This is a genomic window from Legionella bononiensis (assembly GCF_016786215.1).
GTDB lineage: Bacteria > Pseudomonadota > Gammaproteobacteria > Legionellales > Legionellaceae > Legionella > Legionella bononiensis.
On sequence record NZ_JADOBG010000010.1, the window covers coordinates 159,772 to 179,257 of the forward strand.

Here is a 19,486-nt window from a genome sequence, read left to right on the forward strand (position 1 = left end):
CGCGTAGTTGTTAACTTTCTCCAGTCAAAGTAAGTAGACATTTAAGATAAAGGCAGATTTGAAGCTTTGACACCGAGGTCAACTAGTATACACAAAGGATTATCATACTCATCGCAAATTACAAAATTGGTTCTAAATGGAGAGTTTTTTAGCGTGTAAACGTGGCTTTTTTGTACTAATCTTAATTTATTGGGTTCAAGAATTATAATTCGTCCTAAACTAAAGGGCATTAATCCTGCCTGAGTTTCTGCCAAGTTAATCGCCATTCCTGATTGAAACGCTGCATCCAACAAGCCAATACAGCTTCCTTGTGGCTCTATGACAATTTGCGTTAATGCTACATTTTCGGTACAACTTATTGAGGATATCCCTTGAAAATAGGCGCCGTATTCTATCCCCAGCTGTTTAAATCGGTTATAAACATATGCCGCTAAACTCTCATTAAGAACTGATTTTCTTAGTTCACTTTGTGTTTTTTCAAACCAAGGTTGAGTTAAAACAGATTCCTTCTCTAACCAACTGTAGTCTCCTGTTGCCAAAATTTGATTATCAAGATTTGAAAATTTAAACGCGTTCAAACCGAGCTCAAGATTCAAACACAAAGACTCTTCTTCGCATACTGCTGGTTGAAGCCAACGAAGATTTTCTAAACACAAAGCCTTATTGGATATATCCTTGGACAAAAGTGACAAAACAAAATCAATATAAGCCACTCCAGGAAGTACTTTATGATTAAATACTCGATGCTGGGCAAGAAAAGGATGGTCGCTCGAGATTATTATTGAATAGTGATTTGCATTAATCGGAGTGAATTTAATTTTACTTATTAAATTGGTACTTGAAGCAAAGGTTTTATGCACATAGGGCTCTGTATCAAAAACATAGGGACTAAGTGCGACCCGTTTTGCTTTAAATGAAGAGAAAAGCGACTCCCAATCCACTGGATTACCGGCTAAATAGTCGTCAAGAGCAGCTGAACGTCCTTCTATTGGTTTTTGTAATTGTTCCGTGGCTAATAACTCCTTCAGCTCCTCAACTAATTGCTGCTTATTTTGTGCTAATACCGCCGTACGACACTCAAAATGAGTTCGCCCCACTGCCAGACTGTAGGCTATATCTAGCAATGGTACATCACTCGCCAGGTCGTTCAGTAGATTGTTTAGGCGTGCCCTTAATGCACCTTTTGTTTTAGCAGATAAAACGATAGGTAGGAACACATCCTGATCTAAATCACGGCACAGCTCGACTTCATCATAATTCGATAATACGACATGGGCATTTGAACCACCAAAACCAAATGAACTAACCCCGGCCGTGAGATTTTTAGCTACCCAGGGTATAGTATTCGAACTTAACTTAAACCTGGAATTCGTTAAATTGATGGATGTATTGAGTGTTTCACTCAGTACATTTGCAGGCAGACATTGATGCTTCATCGCCAAAATAATTTTTAATAAGGAAGCAAATCCCGCTGAAGCCTCCAGATGACCTATATTTTGTTTTAACGCGCCTAAATAAATTGACTCATGTTGATTATCGCCCAAACTAAGTTGCTCAAACTCTTTTAGCGCATCAATTTCTATAGGATCACCAAGCTTTGTTCCCGTACCATGGGTTTCTACAAAACTGAGATTTTGAGCCAATTCTTTAGGATAAGCTCTAGTTAATAAATCGGTCTGCGCTTGCTGATTGGGTGAGGTAAGCGATGCCGATCTACCACCATGATTTTCCACCACGTGATGAATAACGGCATGAATAACATCGCCGTCCTCTACGGCTTGTTCCAAAGGTTTCAACAGAAATCCTAATACCCCTTCACCACGCACATAACCATCGGCATGTTCTAAAAAGCTCGCGCATTGATATTGAGGCGATAAAAATCGTCCAGCCTGTAAAGCATCGGTGAATTCATTATCCAAGATTAAATTGGCAGAACCAACAAAGCATAAATCAGCCTTACCTAAAACTAAACTATCCATTGCTCGCGCCAGTGCTGCTAAAGAACCGCTACACGCGGTATCAACAGTAGCTGAAGGTCCTTTCCAGTTAAAATAAAAGGACAATCTATTAGCCAGCATACTCAGCGAATTACCTGAAAGCGTATAGGGATGTGCAGGAATCTGATGTTTACTTAAAGCAAGTATTGAATCCATACCCGTTGCTGCAATAAAACACGCCACTGATTTATGATCAAGGGCTGTTGTTGAAATACTGGCATGCTCTAAAGTACGAAAAGCACATTGCAGCAATAAACGTTGCCTAAAATCCAGATGCATAACCTCTATAGGAGAGAGATTAAAAAACTTCCTATCGAAATACTCTACCTTTTCGATATAACCAGCACGTTCCTTGCTACTTAACCAAGGACGTTTGTGATCACTAATTAAACATTCTTGATTTAGTAATGACTCCCAAAACTCAGTTGGATTTTTACCACCAGGCAACAATGCATCATAGCCAATTACAGCGATGCGTGTTTGCGTTTTTTTAGAAACCATCAGAGAATAATCTTTGGCGACTGAAATTGTATTAAATTGAAAATATTCGGTCAGTTTTTTGATCGTATTAAGATGATAAAACTGGTGAGGGCTCACTGTAAAATCGAGGTGTTGATCACATAAAAACGACAGTTGATTAAAACTCAATGAGTTAAAGCCATACTCCAGTAAGGATCGCTCTAAATCACTAATAGTAACATTAAAATGCTGAGTAATAAGCCTGAGGATTTTTTGCTCGAATGTGGTGGGTTCCTTATCATCAATAAGTGGGCAATCTTGTTGCTCAACCTCATAAGCAAGAAGCTTTTTCTTATCTACCTTACCATTATTAGTTAAAGGAATTGCTTCTAAAAAATGAAAACGCTGCGGCACTTTGTATCCAGGAAGTATTTTATTAAGGCTTTCCTTTAATTGATCCACATTAAGATGAGTTGGTGAGGTGTAATAAACACAAAGATGCGCTTCCGGTTCTGGAACTAGTAGCGTTAAACCAATAAAATTTGGAATTAACTTTCGTATCTGACTGTTGATCTCATCCAACTCAATCCGATGACCTCGTACTTTGACCTGCTCGTCGTAACGATTGAGGTAGATTAGCGTGTCTTTTGCCAAGGCAATCACTTTATCACCGGTATGATATCGCTTTAACCCATTTTCCCCATCTTTAAATGAATTAGCTGGATAATTGATATAACCTTGGCCAACTAATTTGCCCTCAATGACCAACTCACCAGCCATTCCAAGCGGCATGGATGCCCCATTGCTATCAAGCACATATAACGATGTATTCGCTAAAGGAGTTCCAATAGAGATTAAGCTTGCCGAGTGAACTAATGAAGCACTGACCCAAATCGTTGCTTCGGTTGGGCCATACATATTGTAGATCTCAATATTTTGGCGCTTAAAAAAAGTAACCAGATCGGCGCTTAAAGCCTCACCACCAATCCATAAACGCAAGGTTCTTTTATTATGCCAAATCCATTGGCTTTGCATCAGTAAATTTAGTGTTGATGGAGTTGCCTGCACCACTGATACCTGATCTTGATTAATCATCTCACCTAAAATCTGATGAGACGAACGCACAGCAGTAGATGCAATAAGCACGCAACCACCACAAAAAAGTGGCAATAGAAGTTCGTTAATCGAAATATCAAAACTTATTGCCGTGAGCGCCAGTAAGGTATCGTGTTGAGTAAATCCCGGATGAACAGCCATCGAACAAAGAAAATTATTTAAATTATCATAACTAATCATCACGCCTTTAGGTTTACCTGTTGAGCCGGAGGTAAACAAAATGTAAGCAATGTCATTGTCTAGTAAGGGCTCCATAGACAAATGGCTGTCCACGTTTTTTATCAAGTCTAAATTAATCACTTGTAGCGCTTCTCTTTCATCTTCAGAGAGTAATTGTTCGGTTTGGGTATCCACAAAGATAGTTTTTAATTGCGTTTCCTTGATGAGTAAATCCCGTGCTGCTGCAGGTGTATTTTCTGCTATTGGAATAAAGGGGACTTTAGCTGCTAATGTGCTTATCATAGCAATTGGAAGTTGACTGCTTCGAGTTAAAAATAAAGCAACACCATGGGTTAATAAGCTTATATCTAAAGTGGTTAAAGTCCTATAGACTGCATGGATTCGCTCCTTAAGATCCTCGTAGGATAAAGTTGTACGATCATCAACCACTGCTCTACGTTTTTGATTATGTGATGCAATTGCATCGAATAATGACCCTGAATAATTACAAAGTGCGCCTTTGCTTACCGGTTGCGCCTCTTCTCTAAATACCACATCTCCCAAGTGCATCTGTGGCTTAGTGACGATTAACGCCAAGGCTTTTATACAATTTGCCGCCAATTGACTTAATAGCTCCTGCAGCAATGGCCCTTGATTGGATTCAAAACGGATACGTAGTTGTTCTCCATCAAAGGTATAAACTAGTGACAAGGTATTAGCCGCGCTTTGATTATCTAAACTTATAACTTCTGCAAAATATGCAGTCTTCGTCTGAGCTACTAGCCCAGGAGACTCATTAACTACTACATTCAATAAAGGACGATTATTATTTTTTATGGGATCTACGTACTTTAGAAGCTGAATAAGAGGCCTATTTTGTACTGTAACCTGCTCTTTGCGTGTAGCAACAATTGATTGCAGTATTTGCTCCAGAGTTTGAGTATCCTCACAAGGCACAAATAAGGGTAGCAAGTTGATATCGCAACCAAACTGATTGAGTTGCCTGTTTAATTTTACATAATAAGCTAATCGAATGATTGTGGCTGATGAGTCATCTTTTAAGTAGTGATGTAAGGTACTAGCCAAAGCAGCACTTAATACATGAAAAATCGACACGGAATGACTGTTTTTAAAATTGATTAACTCTCTAACCAGTTCAGGAGAAAGTAAGCAGTCATGACTAATCCATTGGGGTGTTGCACCATGCTCTAAAAAAGGAATGGCTTGGTGTACGGATTGATTGTGCAGATAATGCTGCCAGTATGAGTCATCTTCCGAGTGCTTTTGTGGCTGCTCTTGGTGAACTGGGTTCTGCTTACCTGAAAATGCGGCTTCCAGCTCATGAACCAAGAGCCAAAATCCACTGCCATCAATGATTAAATGACTCAAATGAACATACAAATACAAGCCTTCATCGCTTCTTTGCCATTGAAATTCATAAAGCGGGGCTAAGGGTTTATGAAATAAAACCTTCTCGCTTGTATCGTGTCCCGACAATTCACGGACTGGTTCTATGGATGGCGGTTGAAACCGTTTATAGACCATCCCATCATGTTCATAAAATCGATAATTGAGCTCTTTATGCGCACTAAGAAAGCGATAAATCGCTTCGTTAATTTGTGTTGGAGTGAGTATCTGTTTGATTAAAAATCGATAACTAAGCGTACACGATTTATCATGAGGATTTTCAAGCAACCGCCGCCAAATCAGTTGTTCTGCAGAATTTGCTTCCAGTAACTTATACATGCTCATCAGCCTTAGTATTCTCAATTGAGTCCACAAAAGAAAGCACTAATGAATTAAACTCTGCGGCAGAAGTAATAGGTATGAAATGCCCTGCTTGCTCAAAAACAGTGAGTGCTTGATGAGGAATTGTTTTCAGTCGTTCAACTTGTTGCGCATTAATTACCGGATCGTGTTTTCCTAAAATGATCTGGGTGGGTGTAGAAATTGCGCTAAGCGCTTGGGGTTCAATGGATAAATGGATCAGCTCTTGATAATAGTCTTTCAAAACGGTCATCGCCGTTTTGCAGGAAATATACTCGCTAATCGATTGCTCAGTCTGAAAAACAATTTTTAATAAATCATCTCTACTGTTCAGATCGTCTTGCATCTCCACTGTTTTTTCAAATAAGCTCTCATCAAATTGAGTGGTGCAGGCAATTAAAGTCATGCTCTTTATTAAATCTCTATGTACCGTCGCGATTAAAATGCTTAAAATCCCACCCAATGACCAACCAATAAAATGCGCTTTTTGCGGCAAGGAATAAGCAAAGTCCGCGATTTTATTTGCTAGTCCTTCCAATACTAATGACTCTTCAAGTGCTTGAGCTCCATGCCCAGGATAATGAGGAATACAGAGTCGATAACGGCGTTTTAAAAACATAGGAATCTGTCGCATCCAGGCTTTATAGTCACTATTTAATGGCGGTAAAAGAATTAAAATAGGCCCATCTCCATTAGAATATAGCCACTCTAAACCATTACTTTTTTTCTTTCTTAGCCCGGGAATATCACTCTCTATATCCTCGTGTACAGGAGGAGTTAATTCATGAGCAAAGTCCCGCAAAGTCGGGGCGCTCCATACTTTATCAGCAGAGGTGGCATAACCACGTTCTTTTAATTTGGTCAATACATTCAATGCGCTCAAAGAATCAATGCCCAACTCGGCTAAAGACTTACTTAGATCCAGTTTATTCGCCTGATAAGATAAAACCTCACATAACACCTCAATACAGGCCTCCATTTCTGAAGTCTGAGTCTCCATTTTTGCTATTCGTTGCTGGTTATTTTTAACGTGGTATTCAACACGCTCAAAAGAGTATGGGGGTAAGAGTTCGGCGTTAGTCTTCTGATGCTCAACAAACTCCATGATCAAATGACCATTAGAGCCGGTAAATCCATAAGCACTGATGCTGGCATACTGCTTTCCTTTAGGCCAAGGAACAGCGGTGGTATTAATCGCTAATCCATCAGGGATAGTCAACAAAGGATTCATTGTTTTAAATAATGGATTTGGCGGAATCATTTGATAATGATAAGACAAAGCGACTTTAATAACAGATGCTAAGGCAGAGCAAACCAGGCAATGTCCAATAATCATTTTAGAAGCACCTAGATAACTGACTGAATCACCTTGCGCTCCTAAAGCATTGGCTAATCCTCTGAGCTCGATACTATCCCCCAGTTTTGTTGCTGTTCCATGTGTTTCAAAAAGTGCTATATCTTTTAGGGATAGTCCAGCCTGTTGGTAGCATTGTCTAATTAATGATTCTTGCTGTTTTGCATTAGGCGCCATCAGACCATTACTCAAGCCATTATGGTTTAATTTGAGTTCTTTAATTAAGCCATAAACAGGTATACCCAACTCTTGAGCTTTACTTTCACGAATCAAGACCAGACAAATAACTGCCTCACTGGCTACGAAGCCATCTGCCTTTTCATCAAAAGCCGCGCATTCATGATCTTTAGAGAGCATTTGACTGGCGGCAGCCAAGGTATGAAATTCACTGGTTGAAAAGATACTAGCCCCACCCACTAAGGCAGCGTCACAATCGCCATTTTTAATCGACAACTGTGCCAAATGCAAGGCAGTAAGCCCTGAAGAACAAGCCGTATCAATAGAAATTGATGGACCATGAAAATCATAGTAATAAGACAATCTGCCTGACATAGCCGAGGGCGCATTACCGGAAAAGCTATAAGGATTAATTGCATTGTGCGCATCTTGAGCCAGAATATTTTTATAATCTCCAGGTAAACTCGTACAAAATACCCCGGTATTTAACTCACCCAATTTTTTTATCGTTAACCCACTGCTTTCAATCGCCTGATACGACACTTCTAATAATTGACGTAATTGTGGGCTCATACATTGAGCCTCATTAGGGGAGCAATTAAAAAAAGCCGCATCAAAACTATTGGGATCATCCAAGAAGCCAGAATAAGCTGAAGAACCATCCGGCCAGAGTCTTTTCTTTTTAGTAGACACCCTACCTTGTATCAAATTCTGCCAAAATTCATTGACTGTATGTGCATCAGGAAGCCTGCATGCCATACCAACGAGCGCAATTCTTTCTTGACTAGTGTTCATTATCCAGCCCTGCTATTGTTTCTACACTATGGGTATCAAACCAAAATTCTTTTTGTTCAAATACATATCCAGGAATAAAGTGTTTATTGGGTTTTTTCGGGAAGTATTTATCCCAATGTATATCTTTACCTTCGCAATACTCGCGACAAAGCGGATCATCCTGAACTTCTTGATTCTCTAAATGCACTATTAGTTCCTCTATCGAGCTACAACGGGCAATAAATCGATGAGTAAAATGATCTCTGCAGCAACACAACATATAAGAAAGCGCCTCCAGGGGACTATTCATATTCTGTCTCAAGAAGGCAAGCAATTGAGCGATCATTTCCTGCAAGAGCTCTGGTTTACGAGCTGATAATGGCAAATAAAACGAGTTCTGTGTGTGTGGAGATATACTTAATTCTGGTGCCTCTTTTAAAACCAGATGAGCATAGGAACCACCAAAGCCAAAGGAGCTAATTCCCGCAACTCGCTCTTTACCTTGCCAGGATGTATTTCTATCAACGATTTTAAACGGAGTATTGTCTAAGTTAATATAAGGATTCAATTGCTTGAAGTGCACATTTGCAGGAAGCAGCTTGTTCTTTAAGGAGTAAATCACTTTAATCAACGACGCCACACCAGCTGCAGGCTCAAGATGGCCCACATTGGTTTTTACTGATCCCAACATAATGGTATTAGCAACCGTTTCAGATCGTAGATGTTTAAAGGCTTGAGTCAGCGCATCCAACTCAATGGGATCGCCCAAACGAGTTCCGGTCCCATGTGTTTCTATATAGCTGACCTGCTGGGCCAAAGACCCCTTATAAGCCCTAAGTAGTAACTCTTTTTGAGCAATGGGATTAGGTGCAGTGAGCGAATTTGCTCTACCTCCATGATTTTCTGCAGATGAAACAATGATCGCATGTATGGCATCTTTATCTCGCAAGGCATCATTAAGGCGTTTAATGACAAATACGCCAACCCCTTCACCACGAACATAGCCATCGGCACTCTCATCAAAGGTGGCACAGCGAAAATTAGGCGACAAAACACCCATGCTCTGTGCCGCATCAGTAACACGCGCATCAATAAGCAAACTGACCGCTCCGCATAAGGCCAGTTCACATTCATTGTTTTTCAAGGCTAATAGCCCGCGATTTATGGCAACCAAAGTACTGGAGCAGGCCGTATCGATAGTCTGACTTGGACCGTTAAAATCAAACAGATATGAGACTCGATTAGCAAGCATGGCATGAGAGTTACCTGTCGCCATATAAGGATGTTGTGGGATTTGATTGCGGCCTAATAAATTGTGATAGTCATTAAATTGAACACCAGCAAAGACACCAACTTGTTTCATACTGCTGGGAGGATAACCTGCATTAAGTAAGGCCTGATAACTTTCTTGCAAAAACAAGCGATGCTGGGGATCCATTAACATGGCTTCTTTATTCGATAAATTAAAAAACTGATTATCAAATTGCTTTATAGAGTCCAAAGTCGCAGCAAAATACTCCCCTTCCCAACGAGTAACCCTCCTGACCGATGACTGATTGTTAACTAAACTAGTCCAAAAGTCTTCTGGCCTGGGACCTCCAGGCAAGAGTGCTGATAAACCAATGATAGCGTACTCATCATGAGCGGGAAGCGCATCAACCGTCCTATCCAATTGGGGATGGCTTGATTCATTCTTAGTAATCTTTGGATTTAAGTAATGAGCAATTTTGTGCACTGTGTGGTAAGAAAAAAACGCACTTGGTGCTATTGGCGTCCCTAAGTGTGTTTCAATTAATTCGGCAAGCTCTGCTAATAAAACCGACGACATTCCTAGTTCGTTAATACTGGTCCTTGCATTTAAATGGGCTTTATTGATATGAGTAACCTGACTGATGCAGTCGATAACCGTACTGATAATCGAATCTAGGGAATGTTCTGATGCCTGCAAAGTAGCTGTCTTTTGCGTTAACAGTTTTGTTCGAATATCCGCTGTATTCCCATATAAAGGAATAAGTTGATTTGGATGTTTGCTATCCATAAGTCGTTCAAAAAGCGTCGCTCCCAATACTTCATTTAGAAGCTCTATTCCCGTCGCCTCACACAAATAGGTTATAGTTTGTGGACTCAGTGATAGACCATCAACATCCCATAATGGCCAATTGATAGTCAAACTTGCACCAAAACGCTGTGACGTGTTGACCAGCTGCTGGCGATAATGGGTAAAATTATCAACAAAAGTATTCGCCAGACAATAATCGGACTGGCCTACGTTGGAATATACCGCCGACATTGACGAGAAAGAAACAAAGAAATCTAGCAGGCAGTCTTTAGTTGCTTCATCAAGATTTATAGTGCCTTGGACTTTACTATGAACTACCTCAGCAAACACAGCAAAGTTTTTTTCACGCAATAAACCATCGTTTAATACACAAGCACTGTTGATAACCCCACTGAGCGTCCCATGACGTTGCACAATCCCTTTAATTGTTTCATGTACTTTGACACTATCGGTAACGTCCACTTGATAATATTCAAGCTTCCCATTGATTGAATGAAGCTTGGCAAACTGTTCTTGCTTCACTCCTAGCAATGGAGACCGGCCCAGGCAAATCACTGTGGCATCGTACTGACTTAATAAGCAACGACAAATAATTTGACCTATCGCGCCTAAACCACCGCTAATCACATAAATACCACCCTTCTTTAATAAAGGTTTATGGTGTTGCTGGATTAATTCTTTATTCTCAATAAATTTTTGTTGTTTCCAATAAGATCCTTGCCACTGATAAACACCGAAATGCTGCTCTTTAATTTGCGTGTTTGTTAATAAAGTTACGATCTGAGTTAATGACTCATCGCTTTGAATGACGAGATGATTAATACTTGGATTTTCTAAACTTAAGGTTCTATATAGTCCATCAAATGCAGCGCGATAAGCAGATGAAGAAGACAAAAAGTTTAAGCGGGTCAAGGTAATTAAATCCAGATTTGCTTTTTGATTGGCTAAACTTTGCGCCAAATTAAACTGATCTAATAAATAGTCAGCATCATCTGCATCATCTAATGCACTTAAGTTAATCACCACGTGTTTGTAGTGTTGTTGTTGCCCTGCCTCATGAAGCAGAATTAATGGCAGGGTGTTATCGACCAGATCTAAAACTTGTTTTTGACTTAGTGTTACTATAAAACAATAAGAGCCCTTCTCTAATTTAGTCAGTGGCGTATCGCAAGACTGAAACTCTTTAGTCAGCCATAGCGAACGAGTGCTATCAAGATCAACTGGATTGTCCTTATGTTGTATCCGATCGATGGTCTGTGGATCCAACCAAAAAGACTGGCTTTCATCAAGTTGTTTAATCGCTCGTGGCAGTTCGCTGTATGCATAGTCTGGTGGAGGTGATTCTATAATCACATGCGCATTCGCCCCTCCAGCACCAAAAGCACTGATTCCGGCATAAAGAACGTGTTTCGCATCGCCCCATGCAGCCGATTTTTTATGAAGAACGAAGGGGGTTTTATCTAAGCCTAATAATGGATTTTCTATATCACAATGAAGACTCGGCACTTTCTTGCGGTAATGCATTTGTAAGAGCACTTTGACAATGGAAGCAAGGCCTGCAGCAGCCTCTAAATGACCGATATTACTTTTTAATGAACCTAAAGAAATTCTTTTGCTACTTTGACCATAGACCTGATTTAAACCGTCTATCTCAATGGGATCGCCTAGAGAAGTTCCAGTACCATGCGTTTCTATATAACTAATGTCGTCAGCCTGTAAACCACTTCGAGCCAAGGCCTTTTTAATGACTTGGGATTGAGCCTTTGCCGAAGGAACAGTCATAGCGCCATTGGCCCCATTTGAATTGACCGCAGAACCACGAATAATACCTAAAATTTTATCCTTATGTGCTATGGCGTCTTTATAACGCTTAACCACCAACACCACACAGCCCTCACCCGGAACATAACCATCAGCGCCTATGCCAAAGCTCTGGCATTTACCAAAATGGCTCAAAAATTTGCCTTCGGATAAAAAGCGGTATTTTCCAGGATGGGACATGATATTAGCCGCGCCTACCAAAATGGCATTGCAATCACCGAGTTTCAAACTGTTCAAGCCGATATGTAAGGCATTAAGGCCTCCAGAACACATGGAATCGATCCCCATACTAGGACCATTAAAATTAAAAGCATAAGAGACGTGATTGGCCATGGCTGACAAAGAGCTATCAAACAGCTCACTGGTTTTATCAAGATTTTGATAATGGGCATACATATTAGCAACAAAAACGCCCACAGAACCATCAAGTGCTTTAAGGAAATGACACTGCTCCAAAGCATAATAACTTTGATGCAACAGCCTGCGTGCCTCAGGGGTCATTTTTTGCGCATCGCGTGGAGTGATTTTGAAGTAACTGGCATCAAATTGCGCCGCGTTTTGGATAAAGCCACCTTGACGGCAATAACTTTTTCCTGGTTCAGCTGCATCCAAGCTAAACTGTTGCTGCCAATCCCAACGATTTTCAGGAATAGGTCTAATTGCATCCGAACTGCTGTTTAATAGCTCCCAAAGTGCATGTACATCTTCTGCTTGAGGAAATTCACCAGCTGCAGCGATAATAGCAAAACGATCATCTTCTACAGACTGGATTGGTAGCTCAGGCACCTCGCTTATTGAAGAGGCAGTAACTTCCTCGTTTTCAGCGGGAAACAGCGACTGTAGCGCATCCGCATGATTCGCAAGCAAATACTCCATAATGTGGTTCACACTACTGTGTTGAAAAACCAGGGTTTTAGGTATGGTGCATCGCGTGCTAAATTTCGATAATTCTTTTTCAAGGTGAATCGCAATATGCGTGGCAATGATGGAGTCAACTCCCTTTTCAAGTAGGGAAACTTCCTCCTCTATATTTTTAATTTTGGTACATTCAGCAATAAGTTCCTTTATCCATTGACGGACCTTCGCCAATGAAATTTCAGATGAGTCCCCACGACGGTCCAGTTGCTTAACCGGTTTGAGTAATTCAACTTGACCATGATAAACCGCAGATACGGTGAGTTTGTTTGCATAAATTGCATCGAGTTGTTTGAGCGCTTCTTCTGATTTCATTGCGTTCATCCTCCCGGTATCAGTCATTTGCATGCCAGACGCGGTTTCCCATAATCCCCAATTAATCGCAAACCATCGAGTAGAGTGGTTCAAATTATTTTGCTCTGCCAACTCATTAAGACCAGCGTTAGCGGCTGCGTAATCTGTTTGGCCAGTATTTCCCAAGATCCCCGATAAGGAAGAAAATAAACAGACTGACTGTGGTTTAAACTGCTCTGCAAGTCGCTTGATCACTTCTGCCCCAGCAATTTTTACGGCTATAGTCGCTAAAAAATCATCCCGCTGCTTATTGATAAACAAGGAATCATTAAGGCCACCTGCCAAATGAAACACATGATTTATAAGGCCATGATGCTCATTAATGTAGTGATAAATCGCCTGCATTTCTTCAAATTGACTGCAATCAGCCTGGAAATAGGACTTCGCTTTGATCTGTTTCAAAGCGGCTGCCAGTTCCGCGTTTAATGGTTTACGGCCAACTATAAATACCTGACATTCATGGTTCTGATGCAGATGGTGTGCTAATAATTGGCCAACAGCGCCACTGCCTCCAGTAATCAGGATATTTCCTGTAAAGGGCGTTGTTTGGATTGCATTAGGGGTCACCGGCTTCCATTCCAAGTGCTCTAAGCTGCGGTTATGCACACGATACTGTTGTGAAGGCAAGACAAAAAGACAGTGCTCAAACAAAGAAGGGATCAGGTGAAACACTCTCTCATCTTGCGCTCTAACTCGAGCTAGTTTAATTCGTTGTGATTCACAGGCAAAGGCAGTCACTGCGCCAAAAAAAAGCCCAGAGAATAAGTTGGGCCTGAAATCGATAAGCAATAACTCACACGAATGGGTATTAATTACTTTTAATAGCTGATAGATAAACGTCGCCTGTTGCTCCCAAGTACTTCGTTCATCATCTAGAGTAATGGCAATCCGAGTACCACCCTCTGCAAAAAATTGCTCTATAACTGTCTCTAATTGCGCAATCATCCGTTGACTGGTGATGTTGACTTCATAAACAATAGATTCTTTATTATGGTTATTATTCAATAAGTTAACGTTTGATTTAATCAGAATATGTACGTAATCAGGACTTGATGTCTTGTCCTGCAAAGTGATGTATTCCGTAGGTACAAGCTGATAGGGTTGTGTTAACCACTGGTAAATGCTCATAATTTGAAATCACTGTCTTTTATTTTTCATTTCAGAGCATTATAATCATTTTTCGCTTAATTTTAAAACTCACCAGGAAGTAATAATGCTAAATAAGGATTCATTTGTTTGTTCTGAGAACAAACTATTTAGTCCCTTTTGGGCTACTGTCCGCTTAGAGAATGAAGCAACTAATGAGTTCAACCCTCAATGCATTATTATTCCTTCAAATCAACCACAGTTACACAATAAACTGCAGCATTTAGGATTAAATACACGCATTATTGAGCTACAGGATGAAGAGTCGTTCCTCCGTATTGATTCACTATGCCAGACCACCACTAATCCCCATCTGGTTTTTATTAGCCATTCAACTTGGTCCAACATCCAAACGAACCAGGATCAAATACTTTTTTTAAAATGGCTGCAATCACTTAAACAACTTGCCCAATTTAAATTATCGGTAGTTACTTTAAATGCCCTTAGAGGTCCAAAGAACAATGCGGTTACAAACCCATTAGATGCAGTGTATTTAGGGATGACGCAAACTTTTGCTAAAGAAATGCCCAATGCCAATATTAATAGCGTGCAATTAGAACAACTGTCGCTTAAAAATATACAAAACTTAGCCAAACTGCCAATCCGACCACAATATCTATCCCCAATATTTCTTAATGAAGAAGAGTATTCTTTCAAAAAATTACGACCTATAGAATTTAATACCCACCCCATTCCTCAAGGTTTTAAATACCAGGGGAACTATCTGATTCTAGGAGGTACAGGTGGTTTAGGATCATTATTAGCCCGTTATTTATGCGACAACTATCAAGCTCAAGTTATATTAGTCGGTAGAAAAGTCCCCTCCTCCGATAGGCTTACTCAACTCACCCACCCTAAGATGATCTTAGAACAAGCAGACCTAAGCGACGAACAAAGTGTCAAAGAGCTGTTACAACGTCACCCCCAAATCGATGGCATTATCCATTCAGCCTTAGTTCTTGATGATTCATCGCTCATGACTATGTCTAAAGAGCAATTAGTATCAGTACTGGCACCTAAGGTTCAAGGAACTGTTCATTTAATCAAAGCCATGGCTCAACGCCACTTTGACTTTGTGATGTTTTTTTCATCAATTCAATCCTTCATCGCCAACGCCGGTCAAGCCAATTATACGGCAGCGTGCCTGGCCAAAGACGCATTGGCAGAACTGATAGAAGATGCTTTTACTATTAAAACCCACATCATTAACTGGGGATTTTGGGGAGAACAGGGGATTGTTGCCACTGATTTTTACCGGCAAAGAATGCAAAGCCAGGAAATCAGCTCAATCTCTGCAGAGGAAGGACTGGCAGTCATTGAGCATTGCTTACAACAGCAGTTATCGCAAGTAGTTATGGTTAAAGGCTCAAACAAAGCGTTAAATAATATGGGAATTGATTTAGACCCCACTACAAGAAGCTCTCGTCTGCTTCCGCCATTTAATAAAACAGCGCCTAACATCCAATATAACAATGCGATGATGGAAGCATTAGACAAATACTCTAAATATCAATTCACCCAAATAGCAAAACCACAGGCAATTAGTCCTAAATACGAGAAACTATGGGAAGCCCTGTCTAATATTCGCCCTTCAAACTCACCAAATAGACAGGAATTATTGAATAAATTTCCTGAGCTTCAAGGGCATGTTAATTTAATTGACACCTGCCTAAGTCATTTACCCGCTGTCGTAAGTGGTCAGACCTGTCCTCTTTCGATTATGTTTCCGCAAGGAAGCTTTGATTTAGTAGAGCCAGTTTATCGCAATAACCCTGTAGCTGATTATTACAACGAATGTATGGCTTTGGCGGTTGAGCGCTACGTTGTTGAGGCAAATCAAAGAGGCAAATCAGTACGTATTCTAGAAGTCGGCGCAGGAACAGGCAGCACGTCTGAGAAAGTACTGCCAAGACTCAAAGGAAAATCCGTACACTACGTATATTCTGATCTATCGCATGCCTTTTTAAATAAGGCGCGAAAAGAATTTGCTAGCTACGACTTTATCGAGTACGCCATTTTAAACATTGAGGCACCAAAGGCCGATCTTGCGCCATTTGATATTATTCTTGCTACCAATGTAATCCATGCAACCAGTGCTATTCCACAAACAGCACGTAATTTATTCCAGCTATTAAACGAAGACGGCATGCTGTTACTCAATGAAATCACTAGCCGCCAAGATTTCGCAACCCTGACCTTTGGCTTAACTGATGGCTGGTGGCTAAGTCAAGACGAATATAGAATTCCCTACAGCCCACTATTGGATTTAAGCACTTGGAATAAAGTTCTTACTCAAGCAGGTTTTGCAGTCTGTTATGATCACGGGGATTTTGGCCAGCACATCATTGAGGCTCACAGAAGCAAGCCGCAAGAAGCGACTTCCACACAACCAGTGAAACAAAAAACATCCCAGCAAACAACAAATCAGGCCTACAGCTGGCTTAGACAATTAATTGCTCAGGTTATGCACACTCCGGAAGAAGAGTTGCAAGGGGATATCCCTTTTAGCGAGTACGGCATAGACTCTCTTATCTCCTTGGAATTGATCAAGCCAATGACCGATAAGGTGGGCTATGTCCCAGCTACTTTATTATTTGAGTACCCTACCCTCAATAAACTAAGTGCTTATTTCACAGAACATTTTGCCAATCAATTTGCCCAGAAAACTATTGAATCACCTAAAATGAGTGTACAAAGTCCTAAGATTACAGACTTAATCCGAAGTACAATTTCTCGAGTATTACATACTCCAGAACATGAACTGGAAGCACATATTCCCTTTAGTGAATTGGGCATTGATTCGTTAATTTCGTTAGAAATAGTTACTGCATTACAACAAAAGCTAGGGTACTTACCCGCTACCATTTTATTTGAATACCCAACTATTCACTTATTAGCTCAATACATAGAGGAGCATAACTCCTTAAATGAAGAGTCTACACCCAAAGTTATAGCATCCAATGCAACCATGCCAGAACGAAAAGAGGGTATCGCTATTGTAGGTATAGCCGGTAAGTTTCCTGGAGCAGATAATTGCGCGGAGTTGTGGGATTTACTGTTAAGCGGAGAAGATGCCTTCAAACCCATCCCATCCGATCGCTGGATTAATAATGACCCCAACTCCTACACCCAAACTGCTGCCCTAATTAATGATCCGCAGAGCTTTGATCATGAATTTTTTAACATAGCACCTATTGATGCCGAGCGCATGGATCCGCAAGAACGTCTTTTTCTACAAACCACCTATCACGCAATTGAAGATGCAGGCCTATCTATCAAAAACCTTAGTGGTCAAGAAGTTGGTTGTTATGTGGGAGTCATGAATCACGGTTATTCTTTATTAAGCTTAAATCAAGAAAGCCAAAACCATCCAAGCTCACTCTTTTGGTCGATTGCAAATCGCACCTCCTATCAATTTAACTGGCATGGCCCAAGCTTTGCTGTTGATAGTGCCTGCTCCTCTTCGCTCACTGCACTTCATACTGCAGTCACTGCCCTCCTTCATGGCGATTGTGAAGTGGCGGTTGTCGGTGGGGTAAATCTGATTAGCCATCCTCGACAAATTGAGGCCTTATGCCAATTGCATATGCTCTCCAAAAGCAACCAATGCAAACCTTTTGGTAACAATGCCGACGGTTTTGTTGATGGCGAAGGAATCATTAGCATCGTTCTTATGCCCTATCAAAAAGCTATGGCGAACAATTTAAGAGTCTATGGCGTAATTCGAGGCAGCGCGCTGAACGCGGGAGGAAAGGCTAATGGCTATTCTGCGCCCAACCCCAAAGCCCAAAGTGAGTTGATTAAAAAAGCTCTAAAGCGAGCCCAACTCGAACCAAAAGACATTAATGTAATAGAAGCCCACGGCACAGGCACTGAATTAGGAGATCCCATTGAACTACGCTCACTAACAGAGGCCTATCACAATCTACCTCTTCAGAGCATTCCCATAGGCTCAATTAAAGGTACAATTGGTCATTTGGAATCAGCAGCTGGCCTTGCTTCTGTAGTGAAAGTACTATTACAAATGCAACATAAACAGTTAGCGCCAAGCTTACATAGTACGATTGAGAACCCGCATTTAAATTTACAGAACACACCGTTTTTTATTAATAAGTCACCACGTACTTACACCCAATCCCCTGTTCGCGCTGCAATCAGTTCCTTCGGTGCCGGCGGGGCCAATGCTCATGTGATTATAGAGTCGCATGAACCGATTAAAAGGCAATCAGAGCAAGCACCTCAATACCTCTTTGCTTTATCTGCCCATTCGGAAGGGGCTCTACAAAAAGAATTAATTAACTTAAGAAACGCTTTAGTTCACGAACAGGCTGATTTGATGGCATTAAGCTATGGCTATTGCTGTATCAGAAGCCCACAGAAATTACGATTAGGCTTTGTTGTTGCGACTAGAGAGGAGTTAATCAACCTCTGTGAACAGCCCTTACCTCAGCTTAAATCTGCATGGAACCAATCCGCACATGCGCTCATCGATGCGTTTAACCAAGGGATGGATGTTGATTTTAAACCTTTATTCACCCAAAGTTATGCAAGTGTTTTACCAGCATACCCCTTTGATAATTTTAAACATTGGGTAGATGCAAAGGAAACCAGGCTATCGCATCCTGGTGAACTGATACACCAGCACCTGATTTTAGGTCAAGCCATCGCTCCGGCGGCGCTAAGTATCTCTATGCTCTACGAGCACAAGCCCTTCCAAACAATGAATAACCTCTTATGGAAAAAAATCATAAGAAATCCCGAAGAGCTGCATATTGCTCAGCAAGGCAACAGTTATCAATTGGTAGATAGAGATCAATCCACCATATACAGCCAAGGGGAGTTAGGGATGCCTCCAATCGAAAGACAATCAAGTCCACAGCATTCGCAAACGCCCACAAAAGCTACGTTTTCCAAGCACGAAATTTATCATTATTTTAAAACTAAAAACTATAACTATGGGCCTGATTTTAGAGTGATTCAACAAGCATCTCTCAAAGACAAACAAGTACATTCCATATTATCGGTAGAACAAGATTGGGGGTATGCTCTATCTCCCGCATTAATTGACGGCGCCCTACAAACGGCGATTTTGACTGAATTCAATAGCCATGCTGAAGGCAGAGCAAAAATTCCTTTTTTGATTGAGCAAGTGAACATAATTAAACTTCCTGCTTTATGCCAGCCCATTTATTGTATCTGCACCCCCAAGGAACAATCGAGTGCATCTACTAGCAGCTACGACATTGAGCTTACCGACAGCAAAGGCGATTTATTGATTACTCTCAAAGGGGTTGTCTCTATAACATCGACTACAGATAAGTTGTTTGATGCCCCGCAAGAACAGGTTAAAACATCCCACGCAGTTAAAGTGTTTGAATTGAATTAGGT

4 protein-coding genes are annotated in these 19,486 nt (G+C 40.8%); 1 reads left to right on the plus strand and 3 read right to left on the minus strand.

The genetic code is table 11. The features are described from left to right. Nucleotides 1–41: 41 nt before the first annotated feature. Genes IZU94_RS06075 through IZU94_RS06085 form a run of 3 tightly spaced genes read right to left on the minus strand, consistent with a single transcriptional unit; the run spans nucleotide 42 to nucleotide 14,080 of the window. Nucleotides 42–5,477 carry an AMP-binding protein gene (locus IZU94_RS06075; RefSeq protein WP_203108973.1) on the minus strand — a complete coding sequence of 1,812 codons (5,436 nt, stop codon included), beginning with the start codon at nucleotides 5,475–5,477 and terminating at the stop codon, nucleotides 42–44. Continuing rightward, nucleotides 5,470–7,824, minus strand: a complete 2,355-nt coding sequence (locus IZU94_RS06080; protein WP_203108975.1) for an alpha/beta fold hydrolase — start codon at nucleotides 7,822–7,824, stop codon at nucleotides 5,470–5,472. Before IZU94_RS06080 ends, IZU94_RS06075 begins: the two co-directional genes overlap by 8 nt. Then, nucleotides 7,814–14,080, minus strand: coding sequence for an SDR family NAD(P)-dependent oxidoreductase (locus IZU94_RS06085; protein WP_203108977.1), 6,267 nt, complete (start codon nucleotides 14,078–14,080; stop codon nucleotides 7,814–7,816). The genes IZU94_RS06080 and IZU94_RS06085 overlap by 11 nt, the downstream gene beginning before the upstream one ends. 85 nt (nucleotides 14,081–14,165) lie before the next feature. On the opposite strand from IZU94_RS06085, the gene IZU94_RS06090 reads away from it, so the two are divergent. Next, on the plus strand, nucleotides 14,166–19,484 hold the full coding sequence (locus tag IZU94_RS06090) for an SDR family NAD(P)-dependent oxidoreductase (RefSeq protein WP_203108979.1): 5,319 nt from the start codon (nucleotides 14,166–14,168) through the stop codon (nucleotides 19,482–19,484). The last annotated feature ends 2 nt before the right edge of the window (nucleotides 19,485–19,486 follow it).

What these genes read in the sequence shown, in the direction of transcription:
- IZU94_RS06090 (WP_203108979.1), top strand. Translation starts at nt 14,166, where the DNA reads ATGCTAAATAAGGATTCATTTGTTTGTTCTGAGAACAAACTATTTAGT.
- IZU94_RS06080 (WP_203108975.1), bottom strand. Translation starts at nt 7,824, where the DNA reads ATGAACACTAGTCAAGAAAGAATTGCGCTCGTTGGTATGGCATGCAGG.
- IZU94_RS06075 (WP_203108973.1), bottom strand. Translation starts at nt 5,477, where the DNA reads ATGTATAAGTTACTGGAAGCAAATTCTGCAGAACAACTGATTTGGCGG.
- IZU94_RS06085 (WP_203108977.1), bottom strand. Translation starts at nt 14,080, where the DNA reads ATGAGCATTTACCAGTGGTTAACACAACCCTATCAGCTTGTACCTACG.